Source organism: Bartonella sp. CL434QHHD (assembly GCF_042195145.1).
Classification (GTDB): domain Bacteria; phylum Pseudomonadota; class Alphaproteobacteria; order Rhizobiales; family Rhizobiaceae; genus Bartonella.
In genome coordinates, this window is sequence record NZ_JBHINT010000034.1 from 166,609 (window position 1) to 182,123 (window position 15,515).

The 15,515-nt window shown below is 37.3% G+C and carries 9 protein-coding genes; 8 read left to right on the forward strand and 1 reads right to left on the reverse strand.

The genetic code is table 11. From position 1 onward, the window contains the following. Nucleotides 1-119: 119 nt before the first annotated feature. The 4 genes from gyrB to coaBC all read left to right on the forward strand — a co-directional run bounded on the left by gyrB (nucleotide 120) and on the right by coaBC (nucleotide 6,532). Nucleotides 120-2,552 (forward strand): DNA topoisomerase (ATP-hydrolyzing) subunit B, encoded by a 2,433-nt coding sequence (gene gyrB, locus ACFILN_RS05545; RefSeq protein ID WP_273790211.1) that lies wholly within the window; start codon nucleotides 120-122, stop codon nucleotides 2,550-2,552. 118 nt (nucleotides 2,553-2,670) lie between these two features. Further along, complete coding sequence (gene ubiE / locus ACFILN_RS05550) at nucleotides 2,671-3,453, forward strand: bifunctional demethylmenaquinone methyltransferase/2-methoxy-6-polyprenyl-1,4-benzoquinol methylase UbiE (RefSeq protein WP_273790210.1); 783 nt, start codon at nucleotides 2,671-2,673, stop codon at nucleotides 3,451-3,453. A 2-nt stretch (nucleotides 3,454-3,455) separates the two neighbouring features. Next, nucleotides 3,456-5,042, forward strand: coding sequence for a 2-polyprenylphenol 6-hydroxylase (gene ubiB / locus ACFILN_RS05555; RefSeq protein WP_375671049.1), 1,587 nt, complete (start codon nucleotides 3,456-3,458; stop codon nucleotides 5,040-5,042). A gap of 68 nt (nucleotides 5,043-5,110) precedes the next feature. Then, nucleotides 5,111-6,532, forward strand: coding sequence for a bifunctional phosphopantothenoylcysteine decarboxylase/phosphopantothenate--cysteine ligase CoaBC (gene coaBC / locus ACFILN_RS05560; protein WP_375630590.1), 1,422 nt, complete (start codon nucleotides 5,111-5,113; stop codon nucleotides 6,530-6,532). 1,861 nt (nucleotides 6,533-8,393) lie between these two features. On the opposite strand, the gene ACFILN_RS05565 is transcribed toward coaBC, so the two are convergent. After that, the gene (locus tag ACFILN_RS05565; protein WP_375630592.1) at nucleotides 8,394-9,113 is read right to left on the reverse strand and encodes a sulfate transporter family protein; all 720 of its coding nucleotides are present in this window, start codon (nucleotides 9,111-9,113) and stop codon (nucleotides 8,394-8,396) included. Between the two features lie 973 nt (nucleotides 9,114-10,086). Between ACFILN_RS05565 and accD the strand changes: the two genes are divergently transcribed. The 4 genes from accD to ahcY all read left to right on the forward strand — a co-directional run bounded on the left by accD (nucleotide 10,087) and on the right by ahcY (nucleotide 15,484). Beyond that, complete coding sequence (accD, locus tag ACFILN_RS05570) at nucleotides 10,087-11,007, forward strand: acetyl-CoA carboxylase, carboxyltransferase subunit beta (protein WP_375671051.1); 921 nt, start codon at nucleotides 10,087-10,089, stop codon at nucleotides 11,005-11,007. 4 nt (nucleotides 11,008-11,011) lie between these two features. Further along, nucleotides 11,012-12,331, forward strand: a complete 1,320-nt coding sequence (locus tag ACFILN_RS05575; RefSeq protein WP_273790205.1) for a folylpolyglutamate synthase/dihydrofolate synthase family protein — start codon at nucleotides 11,012-11,014, stop codon at nucleotides 12,329-12,331. A 43-nt stretch (nucleotides 12,332-12,374) separates the two neighbouring features. Further along, nucleotides 12,375-13,373 carry a complex I NDUFA9 subunit family protein gene (locus ACFILN_RS05580; RefSeq protein WP_273790204.1) on the forward strand — a complete coding sequence of 333 codons (999 nt, stop codon included), beginning with the start codon at nucleotides 12,375-12,377 and terminating at the stop codon, nucleotides 13,371-13,373. A 713-nt stretch (nucleotides 13,374-14,086) separates the two neighbouring features. After that, the gene (gene ahcY, locus ACFILN_RS05585; RefSeq protein WP_273790203.1) at nucleotides 14,087-15,484 is read left to right on the forward strand and encodes an adenosylhomocysteinase; all 1,398 of its coding nucleotides are present in this window, start codon (nucleotides 14,087-14,089) and stop codon (nucleotides 15,482-15,484) included. Nucleotides 15,485-15,515: the final 31 nt, after the last annotated feature.

Sequence of the window (15,515 nt, forward strand, 5' to 3'; positions counted from 1 at the left end):
CTAGATCTGATATACGGTAAATATTTAATGTGGTTATTCCATAAATAACTGATCAGAACATTGAGCTTTGAAAAAAGCGGATAAAATATTGTAAATTGAACACAGGAATGGACTAACTTATGAGTGATGAAATAACCTCACCAGTACAAAGCAATAACTATGATGCCGCTTCTATCAAAGTTCTCAAAGGTCTTGATGCTGTACGCAAACGTCCTGGTATGTATATCGGTGATACTGATGATGGATCGGGTTTACACCATATGGTCTATGAAGTTGTAGACAATGCTATTGATGAAACTCTAGCCGGTCATGCTACTCTTGTAAACGTCACGCTCCATGCTGATGGTTCTTGTTCTGTTCGTGATAATGGACGTGGAATTCCGACAGATATCCATCCAACAGAAGGTATTTCTGCAGCTGAAGTTATTATGACACAGCTTCATGCCGGCGGAAAGTTTGATCAAAACTCTTATAAAGTTTCAGGCGGATTACACGGTGTTGGTGTCTCTGTTGTGAATGCATTATCCGTTTGGCTTAAATTGCAAATCAAACGCAATGGTAAAATTCATGAAATATCATTTACCCACGGGGTAGCTGATGCTCCATTAAAAGTTATTGGCGATTGCGATAGAGAAAGTGGAACAGAAATCAGATTTTTACCAAGTTCTGAAACTTTTACTATGGTTGAGTTTGATTTTGAAACTTTGGAGCGCCGCTTACGGGAATTAGCCTTTCTAAATTCTGGGGTTTATATTCTTCTTGTTGACGAGCGTCATGCTGATATTAAATCAGTTGAATTGCATTATGAAGGTGGATTAACGGAGTTTGTCAAATATATTGACCAATCAAAAAAAGCCCTGCTTGATAATCCTATTTATATTGCAAGTGAAAAGGATGGTATGAGCGTTGATGTTGCCCTATGGTGGAATGATTCCTATCATGAGAAGGTCTTGTGTTTTACCAATAATATTCCTCAGCGTGACGGTGGAACTCATTTGATAGGTTTTAGAAGTGCCCTTACGCGCCAAATTAATGGCTATGCTGAATCTTCAGGTATTGCTAAAAAAGAAAAAGTGAACTTAACCGGTGATGACTGCCGTGAAGGATTAACAGCTATTCTTTCTGTCAAAGTTCCTGATCCAAAGTTTTCTTCACAAACAAAGGATAAGTTAGTCTCTTCTGAAGTGCGCCCTATTGTTGAAAATTTGGTCAATGAAGGTCTTTCAGTATGGCTGGAAGAACATCCTCATGAAGCAAAACTTCTCATTAGTAAAGTGGTAGAAGCTGCAACAGCACGTGAAGCAGCGCGCAAAGCACGTGAACTCACAAGACGAAAAGGGGCACTTGATATCACTTCTCTGCCAGGAAAGCTTGCCGATTGCCAAGAACGTGATCCTGCAAAATCAGAAATCTTTATTGTCGAGGGGGATTCGGCTGGCGGTTCAGCAAAAAGTGGGCGCTCACGTCAAAATCAAGCAATTTTACCCCTTCGTGGTAAAATCCTCAATGTTGAACGAGCACGTTTCGACCGCATGCTCTCATCTGATATGATTGGAACACTTATTACAGCTCTTGGAACATCTATCGGTAAAGATGAATTTTCACCGGATAAATTACGTTATCATAAGATTATTATCATGACGGATGCGGACGTTGATGGAGCCCATATTCGAACTTTGCTGCTTACTTTCTTTTTTAGACAAATGCCTGAATTGATTGAACGTGGTCATCTTTATATTGCTCAGCCTCCTCTTTATAAAGTATCGCGTGGAAAATCTTCCCAATATATTAAAAATGAAGCAGCGTTTGAAGAATTCTTGATCGATACTGGATTAGAAGAAACAACGCTTGAGCTTTCAACGGGAGAAGTTCGTGCAGGGGCTGATTTGTATCAACTCGCTAAAGATGCTCGTATATTACGTCAACTTTTAAATGGTCTTCATACCCGTTATGATCGTAATATTGTTGAACAAGCAGCAATTGTTGGCGCTTTTAATCTTGAAGTCTTTGCATCACAAGAAAAAGCGCAAAAAATAGCAGATACTATAGCACACCGCCTTAATCTGATTGCTGATGATATGGAACAAGGTTGGAGTGGACAATATACAGCAGATGGAAGTTTATGTTTTGAGCGTATTTTGCGTGGTGTTAAAGATGTTGTTACGCTTGATGTGGGACTTATAAATTCAACTGATGCACGTCAAATTGATCGCATTTCCCAAAATTTTATCGACATATATCATCCTCCTGTTCTTTTACGTCGCAAAGATAAAACAGAGCGTATTTTTGGTCCTATGAGCCTCTTAGAAAGCATTTTTACAAACGGTAAAAAAGGTGTTACTCTTCAACGTTATAAAGGTCTTGGGGAAATGAATGCTGAACAACTTTGGGAAACAACGCTTGATCCCAATGCACGTTCTCTTTTACAAGTAAAAATTAATGATGCAACCGATGCAGATTCACTTTTTTCTCGTCTCATGGGTGATGAAGTTGAACCTAGACGTATTTTTATTCAAGACAATGCCTTAAACGTTGCCAATCTTGATATCTAAAGGTACTCTTCTGTTTTTGGCTGTGTAAATGTCGTAGTTTTATACGTTGTTTTTTCGTAGTTGAACATTCCCTCTCTATTTCATTTACGATAAAAGAAAAATAAGGAAGATCATATACATGGCAATTGAAACAGAACGTGTAGGAACCAAGGGTGGCATGGAGCACTCTTTTGGTTTTACAAGAGTAGATGAAACGCAAAAACAATCCATGGTGGATGGTGTGTTTCATTCTGTCGCTGAAAATTATGACAAGATGAATGATATCTTATCCTTAGGGCTACACCGTGTGTGGAAAAATTCCATGGTTGCTTGGCTTTCCCCACCAGCACTTTCTCATTGGAAAGTTCTTGATGTCGCTGGCGGTACAGGTGATATTGCTTTTCGTATTCTTAATGCTTCACGCCAAAAAGCCCATGCTACAGTACTTGATATTAATGGCTCAATGCTCAGCGTTGGCAAAAAACGCGCACAAAAAAATGGTCTTGCCCCTCTGATTGATTTTGTTGAAGCCAATGCAGAAAATCTACCTTTTGAAGATCAAAGCTTTGACGCTTACACGATTGCTTTTGGAATTCGCAATGTTCCTCATATTGATCAAGCTCTTAGAGAAGCTTTTCGTGTTTTAAAGCCCGGTGGACGTTTCTTATGTTTAGAATTTTCAAATGTCGAGATGCCTTGGCTCGATAAAATTTATGATCTTTGGTCTTTCCATGCTATCCCTACGCTGGGTCAATTTATCGCAAATGATGGCGATGCTTATCGTTATTTGGTTGAATCTATCCGCAAATTTCCTAAGCAAGATGATTTTGCCCATATGATCAAGCATGCGGGGTTTTCGCGGGTATCGTACCGCAATCTCACCGGTGCGATTGCAGCGCTGCATTCAGGTTGGAAAATTTAAAAATGGTGCAAATTTCCCCTTACTTTCAATTGATGCGTGCAGGATGGGTTTTAACACGTGAAGGTGTTTTAAGTGCTCTTCCTCATGATGATCTTCAAGGATTTCCAGCGCTATGTCATCGTATAGCGGGCGCATTAGCAAGACGCAAAACAAAAAAGAAACAGCGATCTGAAAATATTTCGTATGCCATTAATAAGCTTGGACCCTCTTACATAAAACTTGGTCAATTTCTTGCAACAAGGCCTGATATTGTCGGCCATGATATTGCGAAAGATTTGTCACAACTACAAGATCGCGTCCAAACATTTTCTTGTACCGCCGCTATTGCTCAAATTGAAAGTTCTCTTGGTCGCTCTATTGATGATTTATTCGTAAATTTTTATCCCCCCATTGCCGCCGCTTCTATTGCTCAAGTTCATCCAGCTGAATACAGTGATGAAACTGGCCATACGACAAAATGTGCTGTAAAAGTTATTCGTCCCAATATCAGAGCACGTTTTTCTAAAGATCTTAGAGGATTCTATCTCATTGCTCATTTACAAGAGCGCTATATCCCTGCCTCTCGAAGGCTTCGTCCTGTTTGTGTAGTAGATACTTTAGCACAAACAACACGGCTTGAAATGGATTTACGCCTAGAAGCAGCAGCTATATCTGAAATGGCTGAAAATATTCAACATGATACAGGCTTTCGGGTTCCACGTATTGACTGGGAACGGACAGGACGGAATGTCCTTACAATGGAATGGATTGATGGTATAAGAATATCCGAAATTTCCAAACTTAAAGAAGCAGGTTTTGATTTGAAGGCGCTCGCTATTACGCTTATTCAATCTTTTCTTCGCCATACATTGCGTGATGGTTTTTTTCACGCCGATATGCATCCTGGTAATTTATTTGTAGATGAAAAAGGATGTATTGTTGCTGTTGACCTAGGCATTACAGGAAGGCTTGGTAAAAAAGAAAAGCATTTCCTTGCTGAAATCCTTTATGGCTTTATTACCCGCGATTACCATCGGGTTGCACGCGCCCATTTTGAGGCAGGTTATGTTCCTTCACACCATAATATTGAAAGCTTTGCGCAAGCCAACCGCGCTATTGGTGAACCAATTCACGGACAATCAGCACAAAGCATTTCCATGGCTAAATTGCTCACTTTATTGTTTGAAGTCACTGAATTATTTGACATGCAAACGCGACCTGAACTTTTATTGTTGCAAAAAACGATGGTTGTTGTGGAAGGCGTTGCCCGCACATTAGACCCCACTTTTAATATGTGGAAAGCTTCTGAACCCGTTGTCAAAGAATGGATTAGTAAAAATTTAGGACCCGTAGGCGTTGCCAAAGACTTTAGTGAAGGAGCACAAGCTCTCCTTTCGCTGGCACGCAAAACACCACAATTGGTTCAAAATTTCCAACGGATAGAAGAAGATTTTAATCAAATGAGAAAAACAGGTTTTAATCTTTCTCCTACTACCCTCAAACAACTTGCTGTGGAACAAAGTCATCGAAACCGTTATGGTCGTTATAGCCTTTTCATCATTGCACTTTGTTGCACTTTTCTTACTTTTTACTTTTTTCATCTTTTCTAATCTCCTTAATATGCTAAAAATATCAACAATGAAATCATTGCAATCATTTTATTTCTTGGAGGTATTTTATGGCCAGTATTACCATTCGTAACCTGTCTCCTGAAACCAAAGAAGCTTTGCGCATACGCGCCGCGCAAAATGGTATTTCTATGGAAGAAGAAGTCCGACGCCTTTTAAGCAATCCCACTCCTCTCACCACACAACCCCTTCATGCTAGTGCTGTTGAAGTGAAATCATTGAAATCAAAATCTCTCCTTCTTATTATTGGTGGAAGTATTGCATCCTATAAAGCACTTGATTTGATTCGCCGTTTACAAGAACGTGGAGCACACTTAAAAGTTGTAATGACAAAAGCAGCGCAAAAATTTATTACGCCTTTAGCCGCTGAAGCTTTAAGCGGTGGTACTGTATATACTGATTTATTTTCACGCGAAGAAGAACATGATATTGGACATATCCGATTAGCACGTAATGCTGACCTTATTATTTTAGCCCCTGCTACAGCCAATCGCATTGCAAAAATAGCCAATGGCATAGGAGATGATCTGACTGATTGCATTCTTTTAGCGGCACGCTGTCCACTCTTAATTGCACCCGCCATGAATCCGTCCATGTGGGCGCATCCTGCCACTATTCGCAATGTTGCACAACTGCGCGCAGATGGCGTTCATATCATCGGACCAGAAATCGGAAATATGGCTGAACGTGACGAGATAGGATATGGGCGTATGAGCGAACCTTTAACTATTGTTGCTACCATAGAGGCTCTTTTGAATGGGCATGAAAAACCTCTCTCTGACCGCCATTTCATCGTTACCTCTGGCCCTACCCATGAACCAATTGATCCAGTACGTTATCTTGCTAATCGGTCTTCAGGTAAACAAGGTCATGCCATCGCAACCGCTCTTGCGCATTTGGGTGCAAAAGTAACACTTATTTGTGGACCTGTTAATCTTGCAGACCCACAAGAAGTAAAAACCATTCATGTTGAAACAGCACAACAGATGTTACAAGCCGTTCAAACCGCATTGCCTGCTGATGGCGCCATCTTTGTTGCCGCTGTTTGTGACTGGCGCAGTCAAACGCAGTCTTTACACAAAATTAAAAAGAATGCTCATAAAATACCACCATCCCTTCATATGGTCGAAAATCCTGACATTTTAGCAACGATTGGACACGCTCCAAACCGCCCCTCACTGGTCATTGGTTTTGCTGCAGAAACATGTGATATCATTGCCAATGCGCAAAAAAAATGTGTTGAAAAAGGAGCTGATTTCATTCTTGCTAATGATATTTCTCTTCAACTAGATGGTACAGGTGTCATGGGTGCTGATACAAATCAAGTTTATCTCGTAAGTAGAAAAAAAGTTGAACAATGGCCCCATATGAGTAAACAACACGTAGCGCAAAAATTAGCAAACGTGATTGTATCATTTTTTGCCCCCAAAACACCTACTCCTCATGAGGAAAATATACCCCTTTGCAAATAATAACTCTTCAAACGCGTTGATATTAAAAAAACCTATAAAATAGAACTGACAATAGGTGTCTATCCATCTCGATTGTTATACAATATTTTTGATTTATAATGATAATCTCGCATTGTTCATATTAAATTAGAACCCAAATATCGTAAGATTCTCTCATTTCCAATCTCTCTCATGTTAAAGCAATAAAAATCATTTTCTTGTACATTGCAAACAAGGATAGCTGTATGAATACAAAACGTTTAAGAAAGAACTAAAAACGCTTATAATGGGCCGTCTCGGGCAACACTGAGGATGATGGCGCCAGCGTGCTCTTTTTATTAAGCGTAAAGATAGTGATGCCCTATAAGTTTTATATTATTCACGAGAACTTTGCCCTTATACCATTCATGGGCGCGATTGCGAAATGGGTGTGACGAGCATTGGGAAATATTTTTTTTAAAATCCCGTATCACCTTAGCCTTCATAAAAGTAGGATCTCTTGCACCACTGTCTCCCCAGCTTATAAAAAAACAAGCTATCATTCACTTTGGCTACCATCAATTTTGACAAAGCTCTTGCACTGGATAAAATTTATAAAAAGCATTTTCTTTCTTCAATGTTTTTATCCTCATATTGGTCATATTTATGATATGCAAATAAATGATTTTGATTGTTTCATGATGAGAGCAGCTAATGAGAAAATATGACAACTTTATTTGGAGCTCTTATTCACTATGAAAAATAATATATAAATCAATATATTATAATATCTCAATGCAATTTAAAGCATATCTCACACTGACGCTTATAAAGAGTATAGACAAAATTCATTGCACCACTGTCTAAACTGACGCCTTTATTATTTTCCTCAGTGATCGGTCTTTAAGATTAAATGTGTGTGTCCTCTCTCCAGAATACCAAGACCACAAAGATTAGAATTTTATCCATGATATCCTCACATTGTAATGATTCATGAAAAGCATTTTTATTCCTCTATCGAAAGCCTTGTATCCATACATTGGTCTCGTCTATAATGTGCAAGTAAATAATTTTTTGATGTTGAATAGAGACTTTGAAATTAAAGAATATTTCTATATTTTGGATTCTTATTCAAGTTGAAAATGATCAATTCTCTTCGTAAATTAATGGTGTTATTATCTAAAAATTATTTGATACAGTGCACCACTTGTACGAAAAGTGCTTCAATGAATTCTTATTTCATTGCACTTATAGCTTTTAAAATCTCATCATTTTTAATCATCAGTGGTGTCTCTCATTCTTTGCTTCTTCTTAAGAAAGAGCTCTTCCATGGGATCGGACGGTCAATCGCCTAAGCTTATTTTTTCCACTTTTATCATATTAATCATTTTCTATCTGTTGCCCAAAATCAGAATATCTACGGCGCTACTACGTTACTCCTATATAACTACGTGCTTATTTTACACAGATATCTTTCAATAATTGCCAAAACACTCTTATGAAGAGTATACACTCTCCATGAATGGTATAAAATACTTTATGCTATCCATTGTTACTGAAATATAAGGTACAAAGCGGCACCATCATACTCTTTTTCAGTTTTCAATGCGACGATAATGTTTGCATTAAGAGGATTCATAAAAGATATTTCACGCCTTTTTGAAAGTACTTTTATCTGCACACCACCTCCGTTTATGACATATTAACAAACGATTTCAATTGATCTAATATGAATAGGACTAAAATAAGAAATCCTCATGATATTTAGGTTTTTCATTCATGTTGTGAAACAATAAATTATCATTATAAATCAATATATTGCTTTAATAAAAGATAAAGTATAAAATTTTATATTATGCTTTCTTTGGCTAGCAATTTTTATTAACCTTAAAGCCAAGGAACACTATTTTTGTGTAATGCGTGCCATGGTCTTTTGGGAAAGCATTTTGTGTAAATATGTCATAAAGGCGGCTGCAAAAAGCGGTGTTGCTAAATTAAGAATTGGAATTGAAACAAAAAGCGCTATCAATAATCCTGCACCAAAAACCGTTGTGTAATGAGTATGTAAAAAAGCACGTGCATCTTGCTCTGTTCGAAAACGATAAGCAGCAAACAAGAAATATTCATGACCGAGCAAATAACCATTAATAAGATAAAAAGCAATTAAATTAATACCTGGTATGAAGAATAAAATAAAAGCAATTCCATTACCAAGAAGGCTTAAAATAACAAATTTAAAGGAAATGATAAGAGAACGCCGAAACGGCAAAGCTTGTCCAATAGGCTCGTTTGGGTAATCCTCTTTTTCAATAATTTCAGCAGCAGAGTCAATGAAAAAACCACCAATCATAGCTGCGATTGGTGCAATCAAAAAAGCCAACAAAAGAGCCAAACCAAGATTAAAAATGATAAGCATGCTAAAACCAATCCATCCTGCCCAACTAGGGAGTCCAGGAAGAAATTGAGCAATCCAGGGCCAAAAGTAAGACACAAAAAGTTGGTGCACACATAACCATAAAATGGTGAGAGTGAAAAAAGTAACCCCCAATGCTTTCAGTATCATAATACGATATTGCGAGGTCAAAAGACGTTGTAAAGCACGATAAGCAGCAGTAAAAATCATAGATTAATAAACTAAGGAAAGACGCAAAAAAAACAAGAAATATATTTAAAGAATGTACTGTATAATTTTTTCTTTCTTTGAACTACAAGATTTTTTCAAGAACATTATAAAAAACGGCTAGGGCTTCTTTGTTTAAAATAAAGTTTTAATGAATAGAAATTTTGAATTTTAAAAACCAAGAAGAATTTAAAAAGCAGCTGTTGTAGAAGAAATTTTTAATATTTTTGTACAGAGTGTAGATTATTGCATTTGTATGATATATCTAAAAAATTAAGGAATAAGAACTAGTTGGGAGGAAAGTTGTTTACTTTTATTTATTCAGTAGAGTTGTTTAACTTCGTTTAGCTACGTGCTTAATTGTTTTGCACAATTCCTAATACTCTGTACTTTTCTACTATTTGGCGGCATGCTTTTTCCTCTTGTTTTTATTCAAAACAATATTGAGTTCAATGGAATAGGAGTATTTTGAGCGTATTCAATTTTAATTGTAAAAAGCATGCGCTTTAAAGAAACCTTTTGAAAAAAACCTTGCTCTGATGTTAGCGTTTCGCTAATATAGTGTTGTCGTATTCATTATCTTTAATGGATTATTTTAGCCTTGTTAGCGCCTTATACTATAAGGTTTCTTTTCTTCAAAACTGTTGATACGAATGATTAATTGGATATTCATTTTTATTAAAAAATAAGGCGTTTGTTAACCACACAAGGAGTGAATTTTAATACCAAAGTAAAAAATAAAAAAATGTAAGTTCTTAAAACTTATGAGAAATTTATTATAGGAAATACTCTTCATGATGCATATGATTGTTATGATATGGGAAAAATTAAAAATTAAAAAACAAGCTATACGTACACTGATAAAAGTATTAAATAGACTCCTTTGTTCAACCGGTAAAGCAAATGTGACTGCTTAAGTTCTATATTCTTTCAAATCATGCAAAAGATGCACAATATTTAAAGGAAGGTTATAAAGATGAACTGGATTACAAATTATGTTCGTCCTAAAATTAACTCTATATTGGGGCGCCGTGAAATTCCAGAAAATCTATGGATTAAAGATCCTACCAGTGGTGAAATGGTCTTCCATAAAGATCTGGAAGCTAATCAATTTGTAGCTCCCAATTCTGGCCATCATATGCGTATCAGTGCTAAAAATCGTCTCATGCATTTTTTTGATGATGGTGTTTATACAACTCTTGAAAATCCAAAAGTTGTAACAGATCCTTTAAAATTTCGTGACGAAAAACGCTATATTGACCGGTTAAAAGATTATCGTTCTAAACTTGGTGTTGATGACAATATTTTAAGTGCACGTGGTACGATTGAAGGCTTACCAATTATTGCAATCGTTCAAGATTTCGCCTTTATGGGTGGATCACTCGGTATGGCTTCAGGAGAAGCTATTATCAAAGCTTTTGATACTGCTATTGCTGAAAGGCGCCCGCTGGTTCTTTTTGCTGCTTCTGGTGGTGCACGCATGCAAGAAGGAACACTCTCGTTGATGCAAATGCCTCGTACAACAGTAGCGATTGAAATGTTGAAAGAAGCAAAACTTCCCTATATTGTTGTGCTGACCAATCCAACCACCGGTGGTGTTACTGCTTCTTACGCCATGCTTGGTGATATTCACATTGCCGAACCTGGCGCTATGATTGGTTTTGCTGGTCCACGTGTAATTCAACAAACTATACGCGAAACCCTACCAGAAGGTTTTCAAAGTAGTGAGTATCTGCTTGAACATGGTATGATTGATATGGTTGTATCGCGTTTAGACATGAAAACAACCATTGCACGTCTTTTACGCTTGATGATGAAACGCCCTGCTGTTTTTAACCCTTCCGATCCATCCCCAACAGACTCTCAAACATCGCTTTCTAGGACAAAAGCAGCTTAAATTTATGCAACAAAGCCAAATACAAAGGGTGGTGGATGATTTACTAAAAAATTATCCGAAAAAATTTGATCTTTCTTTAGAGCGTATTGTTCACCTTTTAGAGCGTCTTGGTAATCCACATTTAAAACTTGCACCTGTTATTCACATCGCTGGAACAAATGGCAAAGGATCTGCCTCAGCAATTTGCCGTGCTCTTTTGGAAAGTGCAGGCTACCGCGTTCATGTCTATAGCTCACCTCATCTCGTCAACTGGAATGAACGCTGCCGGTTAGGTCAAAAAGGAGGTGGTCAACTTGTTACAGAAAACCAATTAGCTGAGACAATCCATGAAATTATAAAAGTAAATCGTCAAGAGCCGATTACTATTTTTGAAATTTTTACAGCCGCTGCCTTTATGCTGTTTAGTATACATCCAGCTGATGTTGTCATTTTAGAAGTTGGATTGGGAGGACATTTTGATGCTACCAATGTCGTTAACAAACCAGCTGTATCACTTATTATGCCCATTGATTATGATCATGAGATCTTTCTTGGAAAGACAATTGCTCAAATCGCTTTTCAAAAAGGAGGGATTATCAAACCAAACGTTCCTGTAGTCATTGGAAAGCAAAATTATGAAGAAACTCTTGCTACTCTAATACCCCTTGCTAATAAAAATAAAGCATCTTATTCTCTATTTGATCAAGATTATCAAAGTTATAAAGAACATGGACGTATGGTTTTTCAAAACAATCAAGGTCTCATGGATCTTCCCCTTCCTAACCTTATTGGAGACCACCAAGTTGCTAATGCTGGCGCGTCTCTTGAAGCAGTCTTTCAAGCAGGTTTTCAACTTTCAGAACAAGCCATAAATGATGCTTTGAAAAATATTTATTGGCCCGCACGAATGCAACATCTTACCCAGGGACATTTGGTTGATCAACTGTCTCCTAATATCGATTTATGGTTAGATGGTGGTCATAATCCTGCTGCTGGAAAAGTTATTGGAGCAGAACTTGCACAATGGAGAAAAAAAACAGATCGTCCTATTATTATGATTGCTGGCATGCTCAATACCAAAGATGCTGTCGGTTATTTTCGTTCCTTAGCAAACCTTGTCGATAAAGTATATACGATACCGCTGATTAACAATAATGCAAGTATCTCTCCAATAAACTTAGCTGAATCAGCGCAAAAAGCAGGAATCCTTGCTACTCCACAAGCTCATCTACAAGATGCTTTGCATAAGATTAAGGTGGAATATAAAGAGGCAATTGTCCTTATTGGTGGTTCCCTTTATCTTGCGGGCGATATTTTGCGTGACAATAAAACACCTCCGTGCTAAAAATTAGCCATTTTTAAAACTTTGAAAGATAGACTTTTTCATCATGCAACTTGATTGTGCACTTTATCAACATCCTAAACTTATTACTGTTTTTGGCGGATCTGGTTTTGTAGGACGACATGTCGTTGAAACTTTGACTAAGCGGGGGTATCGCGTTCGTATCGCTGTTCGTTGTCCACAAAAAGCTTATTACATGCTTCAAATAGGAGAAGTAGGACAAACCCAAATGCTTAAAACAGATATCAAGCATCGTGCTTCTGTTGCACGCGCATTGCTTGGAGCTGATGCAGCAGTGTTTTTGCCTGGTAGCTTAAAACAAGCAAATCAATCGAATTTTAAAAAAACACAAATTGATGGTGTTTACAATGTTGCTGAATTAACAGCAGAAACTGGTATTCCGCTAATCTATATGTCAACACTTGTGGCTAACGAGAATGCTTCATGTCTTTATGCACGTGTTAAGTTTATGGGTGAACAAATCATTCATAACAAGCATCCTCAAGCAATTATTATCCGTCCATCCGTTATCTTTGGACCAGAGGACTGTTTCTTTAACACCTTGGCAGATTTGTCACGTTTTTTACCAATTATGCCTCTTTTTGGAGGTGGGCAAAGCAAATTGCAACCCGTGTATGTTGGTGATGTTGCTGAGTTTATCGCGCGCGCTTTAGATGGACAAGTTGCTTGGGGAAAAAATTATGATCTTGGTGGTCCCCAGATTATCACCTTCCAAAATACTCTTGAAAATATACTCAAAATTATTCACCGTAAAAAAACAATCCTATCCATGCCCCTTTCTGCTGGTCTATTGATTGGAGGAATTTTGGGAACAGTCGGTAAATTGCCTTTTGTACCAACACTCGTAACAGCCAATCAGATACGTTTTTTGCAAATGGATAACATTGTTTCTAAAGAAGCTATAGAGAATGGATATACTCTAGAAGGTGTGGGAATTACCCCCAGAGCAATGGCAGCATTCTTGCCAAGTTATCTTTGGCGATTTCGTCCACATGGTCAATTTTCCCAAAACCTATTCGTTTAGAATAAATTCTTCTAAAACTGAGTTAATTATTTGATTTATAATTCATCGCTCGTTGTTAGCAGTTTTAAAATCAGAGTGTTCAATAGAGTGATGTTTTTACATTTTAAATACTCTATTCAGTATCACAAAAAATGTTTAATCGTATATCTATAGTCTTTTGATAAAAATCTTTGAAAACAGGAGAAAAGCACTTCTTATAAACTGTCTTTATCCAAGAGCAGATGCAATATTGGAATCCTAAAGAACCGATTCTGAATTGCCTATTCATAAACATGATAGCCTATGGCTTTGCATTATATTATTTTGCTAAAAAGCTTAATAATGAGATTAAAGTAATACTTCCTTTTTCAACAACCGCATAAGTGAGTAGAATATGGGTATACTACTTTCGATATTATCCCATAAAAAATCGATATAAAAACTGTGAAGCAATGCACCATTTTTATTATTTAAAAGGTATTCCCTCTAGAGATTTTTAAAAGCTTTAAAGTTACGTGAAAAGGATAGAGTTTTGTTTATATAATAAGACTTATCATGAAGATCTCTTATTCTGTTAGTAACATCACTACTCAGATCCGTAAATGCATATTTGTTGCACAAATTTATGGAGATTTTAAAAGAGCTTTTTCACATAGAGAAGTCCTCTTCTTGTCTTGCATTTTTTTTTAATTTCTCCTACCGTCTTGGAAAAACTTATTTTAAAGGAATGAAGAATGGCAGCTCAAGATTTTGTTGTCAAAGATATTGCACTTGCCGCTTATGGTCGTAAAGAACTTAATATTGCTGAAACTGAAATGCCTGGTTTGATGGCTTGTCGTAAGGAGTTTTCTTCCAGCCAACCTTTGCGCGGAGCGCGTATTTCTGGCTCATTGCACATGACAATTCAAACAGCTGTTTTAATTGAAACATTAAAAGCCATTGGCGCCGATATACGGTGGAGCTCTAGCAATATTTTTTCTACGCAAGACCATGCAGCAGCAGCTATCGCCGCAACTGGCATTCCTGTATTTGCCGTTAAGGGTGAAACATTGGAAGAATATTGGACTTATATAGATGCAATCTTCCAATGGCCAGATGGTAATCCTTCCAATCTTATTTTAGATGATGGAGCTGACGCCACAAACTATATTTTAATGGGAAGTCGTGCAGAACAAAATAAAGATATTTTATCGCATCCCAAAACAGAAGAAGAAGAAATTTTTTTCAAACAAATACAAAAGCGTATGGATGCAACGCCAGGTTTTTTTACACGACAGCGTGCAGCAATTAAAGGTGTAAGCGAAGAAACCACAACAGGTGTAAACCGTCTTTATCAGTTACAAAAAGAAGGACTTCTACCTTTTCCTGCTATTAATGTTAATGATAGCGTCACTAAATCAAAGTTTGATAATAAATATGGATGTAAAGAATCATTGGTCGATGGTATTCGACGTGGAACAGACGTGATGATCGCCGGTAAAACTGCCATTGTCTGTGGTTATGGTGATGTAGGTAAAGGTTCAGCAGCATCTCTTTCTGGTGCTGGGGCTCGTGTTAAAGTAACAGAAATTGATCCCATTTGCGCTCTTCAAGCCGCTATGGATGGCTATGAAGTTGTTAATTTGGATGATGCTGCTTCCAGTGCTGATATTATCATCACGACAACAGGCAATAAAGATGTTGTTCGTTTAGACCATATGCGACAAGTAAAGGATATGTGTATTCTTGGAAATATTGGTCATTTTGATAACGAAATCCAAGTCGCTGCCCTTAGAAATTTGCCATGGACAAATATAAAACCACAAGTTGATATGATCACCTTTCCCGATGGAAAACGCATCATTTTGCTCTCTGAAGGGCGTTTGTTAAACCTCGGGAATGCGACTGGGCATCCTTCTTTTGTCATGTCAGCCTCGTTTACTAATCAAGTTTTAGCGCAAATTGAACTTTTTACCCGTGCAGAACACTATACAAATGAAGTCACTGTTTTGCCTAAACATCTTGATGAAAAAGTTGCACGTCTACATCTTGATCGGTTAGGAATAAAATTAAGTGTTTTATCAGAAGAACAAGCCGCCTATATTGGAGTCTCACCACAAGGACCTTATAAACCAAACCATTACCGTTACTAATACGTTTCCTTGGGTTAAAAAAGGGAAAGAT

Bases quoted from the DNA above. Each gene is read 5' to 3' on its own strand.
- coaBC (WP_375630590.1), top strand. From the start codon at position 5,111: ATGGCCAGTATTACCATTCGTAACCTGTCTCCTGAAACCAAAGAAGCT.
- ubiB (WP_375671049.1), top strand. From the start codon at position 3,456: ATGGTGCAAATTTCCCCTTACTTTCAATTGATGCGTGCAGGATGGGTT.
- ACFILN_RS05565 (WP_375630592.1), bottom strand. From the start codon at position 9,113: ATGATTTTTACTGCTGCTTATCGTGCTTTACAACGTCTTTTGACCTCG.
- ahcY (WP_273790203.1), top strand. From the start codon at position 14,087: ATGGCAGCTCAAGATTTTGTTGTCAAAGATATTGCACTTGCCGCTTAT.
- accD (WP_375671051.1), top strand. From the start codon at position 10,087: ATGAACTGGATTACAAATTATGTTCGTCCTAAAATTAACTCTATATTG.
- ACFILN_RS05575 (WP_273790205.1), top strand. From the start codon at position 11,012: ATGCAACAAAGCCAAATACAAAGGGTGGTGGATGATTTACTAAAAAAT.
- ACFILN_RS05580 (WP_273790204.1), top strand. From the start codon at position 12,375: ATGCAACTTGATTGTGCACTTTATCAACATCCTAAACTTATTACTGTT.
- gyrB (WP_273790211.1), top strand. From the start codon at position 120: ATGAGTGATGAAATAACCTCACCAGTACAAAGCAATAACTATGATGCC.
- ubiE (WP_273790210.1), top strand. From the start codon at position 2,671: ATGGCAATTGAAACAGAACGTGTAGGAACCAAGGGTGGCATGGAGCAC.